We start from the raw sequence: 17,590 nt of genomic DNA, 5'->3' as shown, positions 1-17,590 counted from the left end.
GTAAGCGCCTTGCTTCTATAGAGTGGATTACCATCAACCTGTGTTGTGCATAGCGCAGCAGCTGAGAGACAAAAGGTTTTATTATGAAAGTGTTAGAAGAACGTTTTGCCGTCCATCTGGACGACTACAAGCATTACGATACTGAAAAACTGCGCAAGCATTTTTTGGTTCAGACTATTTTTACGGCGGATCAAGTGGAGTTCACCTATACCCATTATGAGCGTTTGATGGTGGGCGGTGTTATGCCGGTTAGCACGCCCGTAGTCTTGGAGACCTATGACCAGCTTAAGTCCGAATTCTTTTTGGCGCGCCGCGAATTGGGCGCAATTAATATCGGCGGCAGCGGTAAAGTCTCGGTTGACGGTGAAATATTTGAGATAGGTACCAAAGAGGCGCTGTACATCGGTCGCGGTGCAAAAGAGGTTATTTTCAGCAGTGATGACAGCAATAACCCTGCAAAATTTTATTTGAACTCCACTCCGGCGCACCAAACCTATCCCACTAAAAAAGTGAACAAGGAAAACAGTAAGGTGTTGCACATGGGAGCAGGTGATACCTGCAACGAGCGCGATATTTATCAGTTGATGATCAGCACTGTATTGGATACCTGCCAATTGCAAATGGGCATGACTGAATTAAAACCCGGCAGCATTTGGAACACTATGCCAATGCACACCCATAGCCGTCGGATGGAAGCTTATTTTTATTTCAACATTCCAGACACTCACGCTGTTTGCCATTTCATGGGGCCAGCGGAAGAGACCCGTCATATTTGGGTGGGTAATGAGCAGGCGGTGGTGTCGCCACCTTGGTCAATGCACTCTGGTGTTGGTACCGCTAACTACACCTTTATCTGGGGAATGGCTGGTGAAAATATGGACTACACCGATATGGACTTCCACAAGCCCAGCGACCTGAAATAATGTGTACTCCCGTAGCGCCAGGGGTGACTGCGGGGTTTTCTAGCGACAAGAATTGCTATTAGCTTCAACTGCTATCGACAGAGATTAACTATGACTCATCCACTATTTGATTTAACCGGAAAAGTTGCGGTAGTTACCGGTGCAACTCACGGTTTGGGTATGGCCATGGCAAGCGGCTTGGCAAGTGCCGGCGCCACCTTGATTATCAATGGCAACTCATCGCAGGAAAAAATCGACAACGCGGTGAATGAATATCGCGCAAAAGGTTTTAAGGCTTATGGTTACAAATTTAATGTAACTGATGAGGCTCAAGTCGTCGCCGCTGTTGATCAAATCGAAAAGGATCACGGCCCGATTGATATTCTGATTAACAATGCCGGCATTATTAAACGCACTCCATTGCTGGAAATGACGCTGGAAGACTTTGAAGAAGTCATCAAAATTGATTTGACCGGCGTGTTTACCATGACTCGCCCGGTTGCGCGCAAAATGGTTGAGCGCCGTCAGGGAAAAATTATCAACATCTGTTCAATGATGAGCGAGCTGGGTCGCAATTCAGTGGGTGCCTACGCGGCGGCCAAAGGTGGTTTGAAAATGCTCACCAAAAACATGGCGACCGAATGGGCGAAATACAATGTTCAAGTAAATGGTATTGGCCCAGGTTATTTTGCCACCAGCCAGACTGAACCAATTCGCGTCGATGGTCATCCGTTCAACGATTTTATTATCAGCCGTACCCCGGCAGGCAAATGGGGTGACCCCGACGATTTGCAGGGCGCGACTATTTTCCTGGCCTCCAAGGCGAGCGATTTCGTTACCGGTCAAATCGTGTATGTGGATGGCGGTATTCTTGCCACTATTGGTAAGCCAAGTAACGAAGCTTAAGTCTCTGAACCAAATCAGGATAAAACTACCCCTTTCATCCTGATTTCTCCCGCTGGCAGTCACCTCACAAGGGTGGCTGCTTTTTTTTAAGCGTATCCCTGTGAGCCTATTGCTGCATCCAACCCTTGAACTTCTCCCTCATCACCCCAACATTCGCGACTTATTCTGCCTTCACCTCTTTCGGATGGCCCCAGGTTATGAGCGAAATATTTATTCTGCAAAATCAGGAAAAACTCTTTCTCGGCAAACAAAACAACTGGTTGGATGGTCGCGATTTGAACGCTCTGTACAAAACGCCGCACAAAGATGAAGCGATTAACCAGATGGTAGAGGCCAGCTCCAAAGACTATACCCAGCGCATCAAGGTGGTGACTTGTTCGGTGAACGAGAAGGGGCTGCCGCTGATTGACCCGGAAATACTGCCGGAACCCCTACCGAAGGTAGGTAAAGATCTGTTGGCCACGCTTGAGGCCGAATCGGCGGAAGTGCATGCTGATCAGTCTGTAACGGCGCCTGTGGAGCCATCCCAAGGGTAACTCGTCTGGTTAGATGCTGTGTTGACAGCGTCTGCGTGTTCTAAACTTCCATAACCTACCGCTGCGGCGGTTTTCTTATCTGTGCTTGCGCTTGTCGCCCAAGGATTTCGAATTGTCACAACGTCATGGTTTATCCAGTGAACTGCTCCGCGCTTTTGCCGAGCCCTCGGCCAATGCCAGCTTGCGTGGTATTTTGCGCGGTTTGGAAAAAGAGAGTCTGCGTGTTACGCCACAGGGGACCTTGGCGCAGACTGACCATCCGCTTGCGCTGGGCTCAGCCTTAACCCACCCGCATGTCACAACTGATTACAGCGAAGCACTGCTGGAATTTATCACCGAGCCGTTTGATGATGTCGATCCCTTGCTGGCGCAGTTGGATGATATTCATCGCTTTACTTACCAACATCTGGCAGCCAGTGGCGAACGACTCTGGCCTGCGAGCATGCCTTGCACTTTAGGGAAGGATGAAGAGATCCCAGTGGCCCGTTACGGCACTTCCAATTCCGGGCGGATGAAAACCGTGTATCGTGTGGGGTTAGGGCATCGCTATGGCCGCTCCATGCAAACTATTGCGGGTATTCACTACAACTTCAGTTTGCCCGATGATTTTTGGCGTGCACTGCAACAGCAAGCTGGCAATCAACAATCGCTGCAGGATTTTAAAACCGAGCGCTACTTTGGGTTGATCCGCAATTTTCGCCGCAACTTCTGGCTGCTGATTTATTTGTTTGGCGCCTCGCCCGCAGTCTGTTCCTGCTTTGTGAAAAATCGTGCGCACAAGCTACAGCCTTTTCCCGCGGCAGAGCAAACCATGTATCTGCCCTATGCCACCTCGCTGCGCATGGGCGACTTGGGGTATCAGAGCGATGCACAAAAAAGTCTGGTGGTGAATTACAACAACCTGAATGATTACCTGGCTACCCTCTGTGGTGGCATCACCCAGAGTTATCACGCCTATGAGCAGATTGGCGTGAAGGATGGGCAGGGCAATTACCAGCAGCTCAACTCCAGCTTGCTGCAAATCGAAAACGAGTTTTACTCCAGTATTCGCCCCAAGCGCACCACGGGGCGTGGCGAAACGGCGTTGCAGGCACTGCGTTTGCGCGGTGTGGAATATGTAGAAGTACGCTGCGTGGATTTGAATCCTTATGAGCCCTTGGGTATCACCAAAACACAAATGCAAGTGATGGACGCGTTCCTGCTCTATTGCTTGCTGAGCGATAGCCCGCAGACTGACGAGCGCGAGTTTTATCAGGGGCAGGAGAACCAGAAGCGCATAGTGAATAGCGGGCGCGATCCTGCCTTGTGTTTGCAGCGGGGCGATCAGGAGGTGTCGATGCGTGAGTGGGCGGCGGAAATCCTGCAGGGCAGTATGGCGGCCGCCGACTTGTTGGATCAGGCCAAAGGCGGCTCAGCACACCAGCAAGCGCTGGCGCTGCAACAGGCTAAACTCGCCGATCCGGAATTAACGCCTTCCGCGCGGGTATTGCGCGATATGACGGCGGCAGGCCAGAGCTTTTACGCCCATACCCTGGCGCTGGCCGAACAACAGCGTGCCTATTTCGCTGATCGCCCGCTGGCTGCAGACCAACAGGCGGTGTTTGCGCAAATGAGTGCCTCATCCCTGCAAGCGCAGGCTCTGCTGGAGGCAGATCAACAACTCAGTTTTGATCAGTATCTGGAAAACTATTACGCCCAGTATCGCGGTTGCGGCTGTTCGACATAATCTGGGCCGCTGCGCGGCAATCTGTGGTCATGACTACTTTTGCACCACAAAGTTATTGAAATACAGATCAGACGCCGGGCCTTTTACGGGGGTTACAACCGGCAGCGCGGTCGCTGTGGCCGTAGTTGTGACGGTTGGTGCTGGTTCGGCTGCCGGTGTGGTCGAGGCGGTTGCGCTGGTCGTAGCGGAGGTCTCTGCCGTTGCTAGTCCTTGGACTTGCAGCAGCGCTTTGTTAATTTCCGCCAAGGCATAGGTTCGCAAATACTCTTTACCCTCGGCGCTACTGACTATTTCATCTGTCTGTGCGCTTAAAATACTGACCAGCTTGTCGCGGATCAGCGGCAGGTGATGGGTCACTGTATTGGCATCCGTCGCATTTTCACTGCGAATCGACAATTCCGCTTTAATATAGCGCGACTTGCCCGGGCCACCGTAGTTCACCACCAGCGGTGGGGTAATGGGAATATAGTTAATACCCTCTGCGGCGCCTTTATGACCACCGCCTGACGCCAGTGCAGGCAGTGCCAGCGTAGCGCACAGTGCTACAGCCCAACGGCTTGGCAGCGTTCGGCGAATCAGGTTGCGCACCGGTTCAAACTTACCGCGTTTCATACAGTCTCCCATGGTGAACTTTCGCAACGGGCGTTGCTCAAATCAGGGTGCCACACCGGCATGGGTGGCAATTGCCTCAAAGCATAGTCTATTCAGTTGCCCAACTGTATCAAGCCTGCGTGGAATAATCCCTCCACTTGGCTAAATGACTGGCTCTGTGCGCGCATAATTGCTTACCATAGCCATCATTATTTCTATATCAATAATACGGCTACCATCCCGTTAACTTCGTTACCTAAGGATTGTTCATGTCTCCCAGTGTGCGTCAAACCAATCTGCTGATATTTATTATTTGTACTGCCATGATGCTGGCTGCTGCCTATATGGAGCATGTGATGAAAATGGTGCCCTGTTCACTCTGTATCACCCAGCGCGGGTTTGTTGTGTTAACGGGGTTATTGGCATTGATTGCGGCTATCCATAACCCGGCGGATCGCGGGCGTCGCGCCTATGCGATTGCCGGTATCCTGAGTGCCATTTTGGGCGCTTGTTTTGCCGGTCGCCAATTATGGTTACAGAGCCTGCCAGAAGATCAGGTGCCAGCCTGCGGCCCCGGCCTTGCCTATATGTTTGAAGTTTTCCCCTTTATGGATGCCCTGAAATTGCTGTTACAGGGTGATGGGAACTGTGCTCATGTGGATAAGATTCTTGGCCTGAGCCTCGCCGCCTGGACATTGATGGCATTTATCGCCCTCGCTGGCGTCAATTTATACCAGACGCTGCGCTCTACGCGCCGTGCATGGGCATAAAGCCGTGCATAGTCTTGCCCTGATGCGTGAGATCGCCTATTGTGACCAACGGAATTTACCGTCGTGTGCTTGAACCGGCAGGCTGTTTGGCGTATCCCGCGTCAAGCAAACCGCCTTCGAAAATAGATAGGAATAACTGATGTTAGAAAATTGCAAAAGTGCCAAAGAACGCTGGGGCGGTGTGAGTGAAATTATTGACCGCTGGTTGGAAGAGCGTCAGCAAATGTTGGTGCAATACTGTGCATTAAGTGGGTTGGATCAAGACCTGAGCGACTTGCAGCGCGGTGAGAAATTGCGCAGTTTTTGCCAGATTCTGGTGGATTATGTATCTGCTGGCCACTTTGAAGTTTACGATCAGTTGATCAAAGAAGGGCGCGAGTTTGATGATGCAGACGCGCTGCAGGAAGCGGGCAAACTCTATGATGTTGTTGATACAACCACAGAAAAACTGCTCGACTTCAATGACAAGTACCTGGAAACCGATGACCTGAGTTCATTGACCAACGATTTATCGCTGCTGGGCGAAGCTCTGGAAGTGCGTTTCAGTGCAGAAGACCGCCTTATTTCGGTACTGCACACATCGCATAAAGATCTGGTGAACTAAGCAGCGTTTGCGTTTCGTTTACCCATAAAAAAACCCGCAATAGCGGGTTTTTTTATGGGTGACGGGATTGCTCCCGTCGACCTTATTCTGCAGCTGCTTCAGGTGCTTTGATCTCAAGCAGTTCAACTTCGAAAATCAGCGTAGACGATGGTGGGATTGGACCTTGACCACCAGCACCATAAGCCAATTCTGAAGGGATAACGATTTCCCACTTGGAACCTTGTGGCATCAATTGCAGCGCTTCGGTCCAGCCAGGAATTACGCCATCCAATGGGAAAGTAGCGGGTTGGCCATTTTTTACTGAGCTGTCGAATTCTGTGCCATCGATCAGTTTGCCGGTGTAGTGAACAGTCACAATGTCAGTGGCTTTTGGCTTGGCACCTTTGCCTTCGCTGATCACTTTGTATTGCAAGCCGCTTTCGGTGGTGGTTACACCTTCCTTCGCTTTGTTTTCATCGAGGAATTTTTTGCCTTCAGCAATATTTTTTTCGCTCAGCTTCTTTTGTTCTTCTTCTTGCTTAGCCATGGCTTTTTGCTGAACTTCTTGCATGATCTTTTGCATGTCTTCTTCGCTGATACGAGATTCTTTGCCATCACGCACATCAGCCAATGCCAATGCCAATGAGTCCGGCTCGATTGCCAAACCACCGTTCTGCAGATTCTTACCCAGGTTTTGGCCAATAATGTAGTTGGCTTTTTGTTCCAAGGTAGTCAGCTTGGCGCTGTCATCAACCGATTTTGTCTCTTCTTTATTACAGCCAATCAAGCCTGCAGTAGCAGCCATCAAGCCAACAACCAATAAACGTTTGTTAAACATAATGCACCTTATTTTGTAATCATTGATTTGTATTTGTTGTCTGTATGAGATGGGCGTTGCCCATTTCTTCCTAGCCGACAGCCTGTGCAGCACCAGAACAGGCGCCAATGGTATACCAAGTTTGGCCAAATGTGCGCGTTTTTAGCGCGGTTTGCGACGGCCAATAGCCTTAAACCCTGAGCTACTACACATTTGCGCAGGAAGCGTATCTACCGGGCTTTGCCGAGTCAGCTCTGACTGCAGTGTTTCAGTAAAGTTCCGGGCTGGGAGTTGATGCTTATCCTAAGGAGGGGCATACACTTTTTGCCGGGGCACAGCTACAATTCGCTCCATTGCATCCGCTAGTCTATGATGCACCCTCACTGCATATTCCCAACGCTTTTTTCACACAGGTATTGTTTATGGCCGCCTCTTCAAAAACCAAAATTTCCGTTGCCGACTTGGAACAACAGATCGCTAAAATCAGTGCAGCATTGGATAAAGCGCGTGCGCAAGAACTGGCTGCGGCGCAAAAGGCTGTTGCTGCTGGACAAAAAGCACTGGCAAGCGCCAAGAAAAAAATTGCTGATATTTCAGCAAAAGGTGTAGCGACGGCTGCAGCCAAGGCGCGTTTGGCGCAAGCCAAAAAAGATCAGGCTGATGCAGGCAAAACATTGGCGGTGGCGCAGGATGCATTGGCTGGGTTGAGTGCAGCACAGGCCGCGGCAAAAGAAGTTGCCAAAGAACTGGCTGCCGCAACCAAAGGTAAGGGCAAGGCCAAAAAAGAGAAAAAGGCAGCAAAAACTGATGCCAAACCAGCTGCCAAAGCAAAAAAAGTGAAAGCCGTAAAAGAGGCGCCGGTTGCTGAGGTAAAAGCCGCTAAAGCCGACAAATCGGCCAAGGCAAAAAAAGCGGCCCCAGCAGAAAAACCAGCTAAACCTGCCAAAGCCGCGAAAGTAGCGCCAGTTGTTGCTGAAGCGAAAACCGAAGAAAAAGCCGCAAAAGCACCTGCTGTAAAAAAAGCAAAAGCAGCACCCAAAAAGCCAGCCGCTAAAAAAGCAGAGGTTGCGCCAGTGAAAACGGACGTAGTACCAGCACCGGTCGTCGTTGAAGAGCCTGCGCCACAGCGTGAGGTTGCTGCGCCAGTGGTAGAGACGATTGCGCCCGAGGTGATCGCACCGGCGCCGGTTGAAACTCCCCCTGTGACGGAAGCCTTACCTTTTGACGATGACAAGGGATCATTAAACTGATCGCCGTAAAATTGCTTCAATAAAAAAGGGCGCAGGTGATGCGCCCTTTTTTATTGCGATGGTTTTCTATATGCCAGCTATTTAGTCATCGGTGGGGATTAAACCCAGGTTGCGCACAATTTCTGCCGTGGGTTCGGTTTGGTTCATGGTGTAAAAATGCAAACCCGGCGCGCCGTTTTCCAGTAATGTATCGCACAGGTCTGTGACTAACTCTACCCCAAAGGCTTTTAAGCTCGCTTCATCATCGCCGTAATTTTCCAGCGCTTTACGCAACCAGCGTGGAATGTCTGCGCCGCATACATCAGAAAAGCGAGTCAGATTTTTGTAGTTGATGATGGGCATAATGCCGGGGTAAATCGGCTGGGTAATTCCTGCTTTTTGACACTGATCGATAAAATAAAAATACGAATCAGGGTTAAAAAAGTATTGGGTGATGGCGCTGTTGGCACCCGCATCAAACTTGCCTTTCAGGTAGCGAACATCGTCGCTGTAGCTTTTGGCTTGCGGATGGATTTCCGGATAGGCCGCTACTTCCAAATGGAAATGTTCGCCAAAGTGGTTGCGGATAAAAGCTACCAGCTCATTGGCGTAAACCAACTGATAAGCGCCGCCGACACCGGAGGGCATGTCGCCGCGCAGGGCCACAATACGATCAACGCCGGCATCTTTGTATTCTTGAATTAATGATTTGATGGTAACTTCATCGTCGCCACCAAATGACAAGTGCGGAGCAATGCTTATGCCATCCGCTTTAAATTGTGTGACTATGCCTTTGGTATTGTCGCGGGTTGAGCCGCCAGCGCCATAAGTGACAGAAAAAAAGTCAGGGGCAAATTCATTTAATTGATCGCGTACTTTAATCAGTTTTTCTTTGCCTTCCGGCGTTTTAGGCGGAAAGAATTCAAAACTTAAGCGCGGTTGTGAGTCGTTCATGTTCACTTCTCAAAAAGCGTTAATCCCCGCCTGCAGTGCTCCCTTCTAAAAAGGGAGGCGGCAGGGATTAATGCAGTTAATAAATTAATACTTATAAGCTTCCGGCTTAAATGGGCCGTCTACGTCTACACCGATATATTCAGCTTGTTGCGCGGTGAGTTTGGTAATAACGCCACCAAAACCTTCCACCATGTCTTTAGCCACTTCTTCGTCGAGTTTTTTCGGCAGTACACGTACGTACAAGTGTTCGGCTTTTTGCTCGGCAGGCAGGTCGGCAAATTTGCGTTCGTACAAATAGATCTGTGCCAGCACCTGGTTGGCAAAAGAGCCATCCATAATGCGTGATGGGTGGCCGGTGGCGTTACCTAAATTCACCAGGCGACCTTCCGACAAGATGATCAAATGATCATTGGTGGCTTTGTCGCGATACACTTTATGTACCTGGGGTTTGATCTCTTCCCACTCCCAGTTTTTGCGCATAAACGCGGTGTCAATTTCGCTGTCAAAGTGGCCGATATTACACACAACGGCATTGCGTTTTAACGCGCGCAGCATGGCTGAGTCGCACACGTTAACGTTGCCGGTGGTGGTGACAACCAAATCGGTAGTACCAAGTACGGCGTGGTTGATGTCTTCAAATTTACCGGTATTGATGCCGTTATTGTAAGGAGATACGACCTCGAATCCATCCATGCAGGCTTGCATTGCACAGATAGGATCGATTTCAGTAATTTTTACAATCATTCCTTCCTGGCGCAGTGACGCGGCCGAGCCTTTACCTACATCGCCGTAACCGACAACCAATGCTTTTTTGCCCATCAGCAAATGGTCGGTGCCGCGTTTGATGGCATCGCTCAAACTGTGACGGCAACCGTATTTGTTGTCGTTTTTGCTTTTGGTAACCGCGTCGTTCACGTTAATGGCGGGCACTTTTAATTGGCCTTTTTTCAACATATCGAGCAAGCGGTGAACACCGGTGGTGGTCTCTTCCGAAATGCCGTGGATTTTGTCGAGCATGTGCGGATATTTCTCGTGCACGACTTGGGTAACATCGCCACCGTCATCGAGAATCATGTTGGCATCCCAAGGCTTACCATCTTTGTTAATAGTTTGCTCGATACACCACCAGAATTCCTCTTCGGTTTCGCCTTTCCACGCGAATACTGGAATACCTGCCGCTGCGATAGCCGCTGCAGCGTGATCTTGCGTCGAGAAAATATTGCACGATGACCAGCGCACTTCTGCACCCAAATCTACCAGGGTTTCAATCAATACAGCGGTTTGAATGGTCATGTGAATACAGCCGATAATTTTTGCATCGGCCAGTGGTTTACTCGCGGCATATTTACGACGCAGTGCCATCAATGCGGGCATTTCACCTTCGGCGATTTCAATTTCTTTGCGGCCCCAGTTCGCGAGGGACATATCGGCAACTTTGTAGTCGGTGAAGCTCATAATTTGGTTTCCTATTTTGAAGTTTTAATCCCTCCCCAACCCTCCCTTTGCAAAAGGGGGCTGGGGGATTTAAAAATGTGTTAAAGCGCTTTCTTTAGTGCATCTGCTTTATCGGTTTTCTCCCAAGTGAAATCCGGCAGTTCGCGACCGAAGTGACCATAGGCAGCCGTCTGGCGATAAATCGGGCGTTTTAAATCCAGCATTTGGATCAGGCCGCGAGGGCGCAGATCAAAATGTTCGCGAATTAAATTGATAATCTCGGCGTCGGAAATTTTTCCGGTACCAAAGGTGTTGATTGAAATGGAGGTGGGTTCAGCAACACCAATGGCGTAACTCACTTGAATTTCCAGTCGATCTGCCAAGCCGGCAGCAACAATATTTTTTGCTACATAGCGGCCAGCATAAGCTGCCGAGCGGTCTACTTTTGATGGGTCTTTACCGGAGAAGGCGCCACCGCCGTGACGAGCCATACCACCGTAGGTGTCGACAATAATTTTGCGGCCAGTCAATCCACAGTCGCCAACCGGGCCGCCAATAATAAATTGGCCGGTGGGATTGATGTGGTATTGCGTATCTTTGTGCAGCCACTCAGCAGGCAATACGTTTTTGATAATTAATTCGCGCACTGCTTCACGGATTTCTGTTTGTTTTACGCTAGGGCTGTGTTGGGTAGACAAAACCACCGCGTCGATGGCTACTGGTTTGCCGTTTTCATAGCGCAGCGTTACCTGACTTTTTGCATCGGGGCGCAGCCAGGGTAATTCGCCGCTCTTGCGCAACTGTGCTTGTTTTTCTACCAAACGGTGCGCATAAAAAATCGGAGCAGGCATTAATACCGCTGTTTCATTGGTGGCATAACCAAACATCAAGCCTTGGTCGCCTGCGCCCAAATCTTTATCGTCGGCTTCATCTACACCCATGGCGATGTCCGCAGATTGTTTGCCAATTGCATTTAATACCGCACAGCTGGCGCCATCAAAACCGACATCGCTGGAGTTGTAGCCAATATCCAGAATGACTTGGCGAATCAAATCTTCCAGATCGACATAGGTGGAGGTACGCACTTCACCGGCGACAATAGCCATGCCGGTTTTTACCAGCGTCTCTACCGCCACGCGCGCATTGGGATCGTCTTTTAAAATGGCATCGAGCACGGCATCAGAAATCTGATCCGCTAATTTATCAGGATGACCTTCGGAAACAGATTCAGAGGTAAAAACAGAATATTCGGACATGGTTTTTTCCTTGCAAATAAAAATCAGTAATTAGTCGGTTTAAAAAATTGGCGCAATTGAATCTGGAAGCCGTTGCGCAACGCAAAATACACACTCTGGCCTTCATCGAGTGTGGCTGCCTGCGCCCAGCGTGAAAAATCCTGCGGTTCAAAGCCCTGCCATAAATCGCCGCAAGCCTCACGTGCCCAGGCTTGTTCGTGGCGACAGAGATCGCAGATCAGCAGTGCGCCGCCGGGGGCGAGTGCATTGCTTAAATCCTGAAAAATATCGGCGGGCGATGGGGTGTGGTGCAGCACCATATTCACCAGTATGCAATCGGCGAGCACCTTGTGGTGGGGCAAGCTGCGCGTATCGCCATGAATAAATTCAATATTGCGCAGTTGGTTTTCGCTGGCATAGGCGCGCGCTTTGTCGAGCATATTGGCGGCGTTATCCAGGGCGATGACGTGATTGAATTGCTGTGCGAGTACTGCCAGAAATTCACCCTCACCCGGGCCAACTTCCAGTGCGAGGTTTTTGTCGCGCAGCGGAGTGTTATTGAGCAGTTGTGTCATCTGTTCGGCGTAGACGGGGTAGCTGGCAATCAAATCCTGCTGGGCGCGAAATTTATCGGCGTTTTCGCTAAAAAAAGCTTGTGCGGCCAAACTGCGTTCCTGCTGCAACTCGCGGATGGGGGCGCGTAAATGTTCGGCAATCGGGAGGGTATCCACCGTCGCAAATAGCTGTTGTTGTAGCGCGGCGAGGGCGTGATCCGGTGCTAAATAGGCGCGGCGATAAAAAATCGAATTGGCCTCGCGGCGCGAACTGAGTAGCCCTGCGTTGGTGAGCACTTTCAGGTGATGGCTCATGCCTGACTGTTTAATCGCAAAAATCCGGCACAGTTCCAATACCCCGAAGGAGTCCTGGCTCAATACACGTAGAATCTCCAGGCGCAATGGGTCGCCCGCTGCTTTGAGCAGGTTGGCGAGCGGGCTGAGCGGTGTATCCAGTTCGACCACATCGGTCAGCACTGGCAGTGCATCCGCCGTGTTGTGCAGGGATTGGTTCATGGTTTGACCAGTAGGGGATAAGTGCTATGCAGTCTAGCAGCCCGAAAAACCTATATCAAAATATTTTGATATAGGTTTTAGTCGATTTTAGTTCGATTTGATCGAATCAGTGGCTTTTTCGATCTTTGACGCGGTTTTTATCGATTAATTATGCCTATGGACTCGGTTATTCCTTTACGGGCAGCCCGTGCTGGGCGAAAATGCTCCCCCATTTTGTCAGCGGGCTTTTGTTTTCTCCCTAAGAGCTTGCTCCCAGCGACGGCGGCTGGAACCCAACGACACAAAAGCCCATCAGAGGCCTGTAAATAAGTGGCATTTGCCCATTAGTGCTTTGCAACCCCAGGGCGTGCCTGACTCGAACTTGTCGGCTCAGGCAGCGGCGCCCACCTACAACAGCAATCAACTTATAACGTAAGGAGCCTTGAGTTTCATGCCAACTCGCCAACATCTTGCCAATGCAATCCGTGTCCTCTCGATGGATGCGGTACAAAAAGCCAACTCAGGCCACCCGGGCGCCCCTATGGGCATGGCGGATATCGCCGAAGTTCTCTGGAATGACTTTTTAAAACACAACCCACAGAACCCTGAATGGGCTGATCGCGACCGTTTTGTATTGTCCAACGGCCACGGCTCCATGCTGATTTATTCCTTGTTGCACCTGAGCGGCTACGCGGTTTCTATTGAAGACCTGCAACAATTCCGTCAATTGCACTCCAATACCCCCGGTCACCCTGAGCGCGGTTACACCCCGGGTGTTGAAACCACCACTGGTCCATTGGGTCAGGGTATTGCTAACGCCGTTGGTTTTGCGCTGGCGGAAAAAGTACTCGCGGCACAATTTAATCGCGACGGCCATGACGTAGTTGATCACTTCACCTACTGCTTCCTGGGCGATGGCTGCATGATGGAAGGCGTTTCCCATGAAGCTTGTTCACTGGCGGGCACCTTGGGTCTCGGCAAACTCATCGCCTTCTACGATGACAACGGTATTTCTATCGACGGCCATGTTGAAGGTTGGTTTACCGATGATACGCCCAAGCGTTTTGAAGCCTACGGCTGGCATGTAATCCCAGCGGTTGATGGCCACGATGCGGCAGCTATTAAAGCAGCTATCGAAGCGGCGCGCGCTGAAACTAGCAAGCCAACTCTCATCGTTACCAAAACCATCATTGGTTTCGGTTCACCGAACAAACAAGCCTCACACGATTGCCACGGCTCACCACTCGGTTTGGAAGAAGTGGCATTGGTGCGTAAAACCCTGAACTGGGAATACGAGCCATTTGTGGTTCCTGCCGATGTTTACGAAGGTTGGGATGCAAAAGCCAAAGGCGCAGCGGCAGAGAAATCCTGGGGCGAAAAATTTGCTGCTTATAAAGCGGCTCATCCTGAATTGGCCGCTGAATTTGAGCGTCGTGTAATCAAGGGCGACTTGCCTGCCGACTTCGCCGCAAAAGCCGAAGCGCTGATCGCTGAAACCCAAACCAAAGGCGAGAAAATCGCCAGCCGTAAAGCCTCACAAAATACTATCGCGGCATTTGTTGAGTGGTTGCCAGAAATCCTCGGTGGTTCCGCTGACTTGGCCGGTTCTAACCTGACCCTGGTTAAAAAATCCAAAGGCGTAGAAGCAGGCGATGCGAGCGGTAACTATGTGTATTACGGTGTGCGCGAATTTGGTATGAGCGCGATCATGAACGGCGTGTCAGCCCACGGTGGTTTTATTCCCTACGGCGCTACCTTCCTGATGTTCCAGCAATACGCGGCTAACGCGGTGCGTATGTCGGCGCTGATGAAATTGCGCAATGTGTTTGTGTACACCCACGATTCCATCGGCCAAGGCGAAGACGGCCCGACTCACCAACCCATCGAAGTGTTGGGCAGCCTGCGTCTGACGCCAAACCTGGAAACCTGGCGCCCGGCGGACAGCACCGAATCTGTGGTTGCCTGGAAAGCGGCTGTTGAGCGTAAAGATGGCCCAGCCGCACTGGTATTCAGCCGTCAGAACCTGGATTTCTTCGCGCGTACCCCTGAGCAAGTCGCCAACATCGCCAAAGGCGGTTATGTGTTGGTTGATTCCGTGGGCGAGCCGGATGCAATCCTGATCTCTACCGGTTCGGAAGTTGGCGTGACCGTGAAAGCGGCTGAAGCGCTGAAAGCCAAAGGTAAAAATGTGCGTGTGGTATCTATGCCATCCACGAGTGTGTTTGATCAGCAAGATGCGGCTTATAAAGAGTCGGTATTGCCGAGCAGTGTATCGGCGCGTGTGGCGGTAGAAACGGCCCATGTAGACTTCTGGTACAAGTACGTTGGTTTTGATGGCCGTATTGTGGGCATGACCACCTTCGGTGAATCAGCTCCAGGCAACAAACTGCTCGAACACTTCGGCTTCACTGTCGACAATATCGTCAGTACGGTTGAAGAGTTGTTGGAAGACTAAGCAGGTAAATGCAACACAAACACCCGGCGCGAGTCGGGTGTTTTGTTTTGGCTTTTTATTTTTTACTGCTTTTGCTATGGTCAGGCTGTGTTTAATTTGTGGTGTTCTCTTTTAACTGGATATATTTTGCCTTATGAAAAGACTTTCTGATCAGGAACTGTTGGCTTTATTGGTCTCATTGGAGGCTGATAATGTTGAGCGTAAGGAATCTTTTAAAGGCGATGTCCCAAAAAAAGCCCGTCAAGCTATCTGTGCCTTTGCTAATGATTTACCTGATCATCGTGATGTAGGGGTTTTATTTATTGGTGCGAAAGATAATGGCGAACCATCAGGCATCGAAATAACTGATCAACTCTTACTATCATTGTCTGATATTAAGTCGGATGGAAATATTTTGCCGATGCCTGTTATGTCGGTTGAAAAGCGTAATCTTAACGGTGCTGATATGGCTGTCGTTACGGTGATGCCATCAGATATGCCCCCAGTAAAATATGAAGGACGAATCTGGATTCGTACTGGACCTAGGCGTTCAATAGCAAATGAACAGGAGGAGCGTATCCTTAACGAAAAAAGGCGGTATAAAAATTTACCTTTTGACCTTTATCCGGTTCCCACTGCAAAAATTACCGATCTTTCAAAAAATATTTTTTTGAACGAATATTTACCTGCAGCATTTGCCGAAGACATATTGGAAGCTAATGGCAGAACCTATGAGGAGCGATTGGCATCTTGCAAAATGATTGTATCTCCTGATGATACAACGCCAACTGTAATGGGGGTTCTAGCATTAGGGAAAACACCGCAAGATTTTTTGCCTGGTGCTTATATTCAGTTTTTACGCATTGATGGTGTTGAACTTGCTGATCCAGTGATTGATGCTGAAGAGATTGGTGGGGCCTTCGTTGATATGTTGCGCAAAGCTGAAGAAAAGTTGAATGCACACAACAGAGTAGCGATAGATATAGTGTCGGCAGCAACACATATAGCCACTTTGCCATATCCGCCAGCATCAATTCAGCAAATCCTTTATAACGCGGTCTTGCATCGTACCTATGAAAGCACCAACTCGCCCGTGAGATTTTATTGGTTTAATGATCGTATCGAAATTACTAGCCCTGGTGGTCCATACGGAAATGTCACTGTAGATAATTTTGGGCGTCCAGGTGTTACGGATTATCGCAATCCTAATATTGGTGATGCCCTGAAAACATTTGGTTTTATCCAGGCATTTGGGCGAGGTATAGCTACAGCCACACGTGAGCTTCAAAAAAATGGAAATCCAGAGCTCGCATATGAAGTTAATCAAGGTTTCGTATCTTGCGTGATTAGAGGTAAGTCATGACTACTCCAGTTTTAACTTTCTTTAATAACAAGGGGGGAGTTGGAAAAACTTCACTGATATATCATTTGGCGTGGATATATTCTTTACTTGGTGTTCGCGTTGTTGCTGCTGATTTGGATCCCCAGTCGAATTTAACCGCCGCTTTCTTAGATGAAAGTACAATAGAGGATTTGTGGGAGCGAAAAGAGCCGGGAAGCTCAATTTATGAGTGTGTAAAACCTCTAACTGCGGTAGGGGATATACTTGACCCAATATTAAAAAAAATCAGTACTAACTTATATTTAATTCCTGGCGATATAAATCTATCCAGTTATGAAGATGCTCTTTCGAGCCAGTGGCCAGATAGTCTGGGAGATAATAATTTATATCGCCCAATGAGGATCCTAAGTTCGTTTTGGCAAGTAATGCAAATGGCTGCAAAAAAAGTAGATGCAGAAATAATATTAGTAGATATAGGCCCAAATCTTGGAGCTATAAATCGCTCGGTATTATTGGCTACCGATTATGTCGTTATTCCTCTGGGGGCTGACTTGTTTTCTCTTCAGGGTTTGAAAAACCTTGGGCCTACTTTGAGAACTTGGAAAAAACAATGGAACAAAAGGTTAGTTAATTGGCATGAGTCTGCTGACTCTAGTCAACATCCGAAATTTAATTTGCCACAAGGCAAGATGGAGTCTGTTGGTTATCTCTGTCAGCAACACAGCGTCCGTCTTGATCGACCAGTACAGGCTTATGATAAATGGGTTAATAGAATTCCAAGTGTGTATCGGGAGTTTATACTTAATCTATCAGACCATGAAAAGATTAAACAAGAAGATGATCCATATTGTTTGGGTACAATAAAACACTATCGCAGCTTAATCCCCATGGCTCAAGAAAGGCGCAAACCAATTTTTAAATTAACTTCAGCTGATGGAGCAATTGGCAGCCATGCTGGGGCTGTGCAAGATGCGAAAAGAGATTTTGAAACATTAGCGTACAAAATTGCCGATAAAATTGGACTAGATATACTTTAAAACTCAAATTTTAGATATTTGAATTTATTATCCTAATTACTCTGG

16 protein-coding genes are annotated in these 17,590 nt (G+C 49.2%); 10 read left to right on the top strand and 6 right to left on the bottom strand.

The annotated features are described in order from the left end of the window. Window positions 1-83 precede the first annotated feature (83 nt). From kduI to gshA, 4 genes are all read left to right on the top strand, one after another. Window positions 84-923: a 5-dehydro-4-deoxy-D-glucuronate isomerase gene (gene kduI, locus B0D95_RS13025; RefSeq protein ID WP_078044291.1), complete on the top strand. Its 840-nt coding sequence runs from the start codon at window positions 84-86 to the stop codon at window positions 921-923. 90 nt (window positions 924-1,013) lie between these two features. Further along, a complete protein-coding gene (locus tag B0D95_RS13020; protein WP_078044290.1) occupies window positions 1,014-1,808 on the top strand; it encodes a gluconate 5-dehydrogenase in 795 nt (264 codons plus the stop codon). 197 nt (window positions 1,809-2,005) lie between these two features. Continuing rightward, entirely contained in the window at window positions 2,006-2,344 is a 339-nt protein-coding gene (locus tag B0D95_RS13015) for a hypothetical protein (RefSeq protein WP_078044289.1), read from the top strand. A gap of 112 nt (window positions 2,345-2,456) precedes the next feature. Then, window positions 2,457-4,070, top strand: coding sequence for a glutamate--cysteine ligase (gshA, locus tag B0D95_RS13010; protein WP_246841602.1), 1,614 nt, complete (start codon window positions 2,457-2,459; stop codon window positions 4,068-4,070). Between the two features lie 33 nt (window positions 4,071-4,103). Here the strand turns inward: gshA and B0D95_RS13005 are convergent, their stop codons facing one another. Continuing rightward, window positions 4,104-4,682 (bottom strand): flagellar basal body-associated FliL family protein, encoded by a 579-nt coding sequence (locus tag B0D95_RS13005; protein WP_078044288.1) that lies wholly within the window; start codon window positions 4,680-4,682, stop codon window positions 4,104-4,106. Window positions 4,683-4,930: 248 nt separating this feature from the next. Between B0D95_RS13005 and B0D95_RS13000 the strand changes: the two genes are divergently transcribed. Both B0D95_RS13000 and B0D95_RS12995 read left to right on the top strand, forming a co-directional pair. Beyond that, a complete protein-coding gene (locus B0D95_RS13000) occupies window positions 4,931-5,431 on the top strand; it encodes a disulfide bond formation protein B (protein ID WP_078044287.1) in 501 nt (166 codons plus the stop codon). Between the two features lie 139 nt (window positions 5,432-5,570). Then, entirely contained in the window at window positions 5,571-6,035 is a 465-nt protein-coding gene (locus tag B0D95_RS12995; protein WP_078044286.1) for an Rsd/AlgQ family anti-sigma factor, read from the top strand. 82 nt (window positions 6,036-6,117) lie between these two features. On the opposite strand, the gene B0D95_RS12990 is transcribed toward B0D95_RS12995, so the two are convergent. Continuing rightward, the gene (locus tag B0D95_RS12990; protein WP_078044285.1) at window positions 6,118-6,852 is read right to left on the bottom strand and encodes an FKBP-type peptidyl-prolyl cis-trans isomerase; all 735 of its coding nucleotides are present in this window, start codon (window positions 6,850-6,852) and stop codon (window positions 6,118-6,120) included. A gap of 401 nt (window positions 6,853-7,253) precedes the next feature. On the opposite strand from B0D95_RS12990, the gene B0D95_RS12985 reads away from it, so the two are divergent. After that, window positions 7,254-8,081, top strand: coding sequence for a hypothetical protein (locus B0D95_RS12985; protein WP_210403623.1), 828 nt, complete (start codon window positions 7,254-7,256; stop codon window positions 8,079-8,081). An 81-nt stretch (window positions 8,082-8,162) separates the two neighbouring features. Here the strand turns inward: B0D95_RS12985 and metF are convergent, their stop codons facing one another. The 4 genes from metF to B0D95_RS12965 all read right to left on the bottom strand — a co-directional run bounded on the left by metF (window position 8,163) and on the right by B0D95_RS12965 (window position 12,753). After that, the gene (metF, locus tag B0D95_RS12980) at window positions 8,163-9,014 is read right to left on the bottom strand and encodes a methylenetetrahydrofolate reductase [NAD(P)H] (protein WP_078044284.1); all 852 of its coding nucleotides are present in this window, start codon (window positions 9,012-9,014) and stop codon (window positions 8,163-8,165) included. A gap of 84 nt (window positions 9,015-9,098) precedes the next feature. Continuing rightward, complete coding sequence (gene ahcY, locus B0D95_RS12975; RefSeq protein ID WP_078044283.1) at window positions 9,099-10,469, bottom strand: adenosylhomocysteinase; 1,371 nt, start codon at window positions 10,467-10,469, stop codon at window positions 9,099-9,101. Between the two features lie 80 nt (window positions 10,470-10,549). Then, window positions 10,550-11,704: a methionine adenosyltransferase gene (metK, locus tag B0D95_RS12970; RefSeq protein ID WP_078044282.1), complete on the bottom strand. Its 1,155-nt coding sequence runs from the start codon at window positions 11,702-11,704 to the stop codon at window positions 10,550-10,552. A 23-nt stretch (window positions 11,705-11,727) separates the two neighbouring features. Then, the gene (locus tag B0D95_RS12965; protein ID WP_078044281.1) at window positions 11,728-12,753 is read right to left on the bottom strand and encodes a metalloregulator ArsR/SmtB family transcription factor; all 1,026 of its coding nucleotides are present in this window, start codon (window positions 12,751-12,753) and stop codon (window positions 11,728-11,730) included. A 430-nt stretch (window positions 12,754-13,183) separates the two neighbouring features. On the opposite strand from B0D95_RS12965, the gene tkt reads away from it, so the two are divergent. From tkt to B0D95_RS12950, 3 genes are all read left to right on the top strand, one after another. After that, on the top strand, window positions 13,184-15,187 hold the full coding sequence (tkt, locus tag B0D95_RS12960) for a transketolase (RefSeq protein ID WP_078044280.1): 2,004 nt from the start codon (window positions 13,184-13,186) through the stop codon (window positions 15,185-15,187). A 133-nt stretch (window positions 15,188-15,320) separates the two neighbouring features. Further along, entirely contained in the window at window positions 15,321-16,529 is a 1,209-nt protein-coding gene (locus B0D95_RS12955; RefSeq protein WP_078044279.1) for an ATP-binding protein, read from the top strand. Continuing rightward, window positions 16,526-17,545: a ParA family protein gene (locus B0D95_RS12950; protein WP_078044278.1), complete on the top strand. Its 1,020-nt coding sequence runs from the start codon at window positions 16,526-16,528 to the stop codon at window positions 17,543-17,545. The genes B0D95_RS12955 and B0D95_RS12950 overlap by 4 nt, the downstream gene beginning before the upstream one ends. Window positions 17,546-17,590 lie beyond the last annotated feature (45 nt).

The sequence above is a fragment of the Cellvibrio sp. PSBB023 genome (genome assembly GCF_002007605.1).
Taxonomy (GTDB): Bacteria; Pseudomonadota; Gammaproteobacteria; order Pseudomonadales; family Cellvibrionaceae; genus Cellvibrio.
This window is presented reverse-complemented; position numbering and strand designations above follow the sequence as displayed.

What these genes read in the sequence shown, in the direction of transcription:
- ahcY (WP_078044283.1), bottom strand. Translation starts at nt 10,469, where the DNA reads ATGAGCTTCACCGACTACAAAGTTGCCGATATGTCCCTCGCGAACTGG.
- B0D95_RS12965 (WP_078044281.1), bottom strand. Translation starts at nt 12,753, where the DNA reads ATGAACCAATCCCTGCACAACACGGCGGATGCACTGCCAGTGCTGACC.
- B0D95_RS13000 (WP_078044287.1), top strand. Translation starts at nt 4,931, where the DNA reads ATGTCTCCCAGTGTGCGTCAAACCAATCTGCTGATATTTATTATTTGT.
- tkt (WP_078044280.1), top strand. Translation starts at nt 13,184, where the DNA reads ATGCCAACTCGCCAACATCTTGCCAATGCAATCCGTGTCCTCTCGATG.
- metF (WP_078044284.1), bottom strand. Translation starts at nt 9,014, where the DNA reads ATGAACGACTCACAACCGCGCTTAAGTTTTGAATTCTTTCCGCCTAAA.
- B0D95_RS13005 (WP_078044288.1), bottom strand. Translation starts at nt 4,682, where the DNA reads ATGAAACGCGGTAAGTTTGAACCGGTGCGCAACCTGATTCGCCGAACG.
- B0D95_RS12955 (WP_078044279.1), top strand. Translation starts at nt 15,321, where the DNA reads ATGAAAAGACTTTCTGATCAGGAACTGTTGGCTTTATTGGTCTCATTG.
- metK (WP_078044282.1), bottom strand. Translation starts at nt 11,704, where the DNA reads ATGTCCGAATATTCTGTTTTTACCTCTGAATCTGTTTCCGAAGGTCAT.
- B0D95_RS12995 (WP_078044286.1), top strand. Translation starts at nt 5,571, where the DNA reads ATGTTAGAAAATTGCAAAAGTGCCAAAGAACGCTGGGGCGGTGTGAGT.
- kduI (WP_078044291.1), top strand. Translation starts at nt 84, where the DNA reads ATGAAAGTGTTAGAAGAACGTTTTGCCGTCCATCTGGACGACTACAAG.
- B0D95_RS13015 (WP_078044289.1), top strand. Translation starts at nt 2,006, where the DNA reads ATGAGCGAAATATTTATTCTGCAAAATCAGGAAAAACTCTTTCTCGGC.
- B0D95_RS12985 (WP_210403623.1), top strand. Translation starts at nt 7,254, where the DNA reads ATGGCCGCCTCTTCAAAAACCAAAATTTCCGTTGCCGACTTGGAACAA.
- B0D95_RS12950 (WP_078044278.1), top strand. Translation starts at nt 16,526, where the DNA reads ATGACTACTCCAGTTTTAACTTTCTTTAATAACAAGGGGGGAGTTGGA.
- B0D95_RS12990 (WP_078044285.1), bottom strand. Translation starts at nt 6,852, where the DNA reads ATGTTTAACAAACGTTTATTGGTTGTTGGCTTGATGGCTGCTACTGCA.
- B0D95_RS13020 (WP_078044290.1), top strand. Translation starts at nt 1,014, where the DNA reads ATGACTCATCCACTATTTGATTTAACCGGAAAAGTTGCGGTAGTTACC.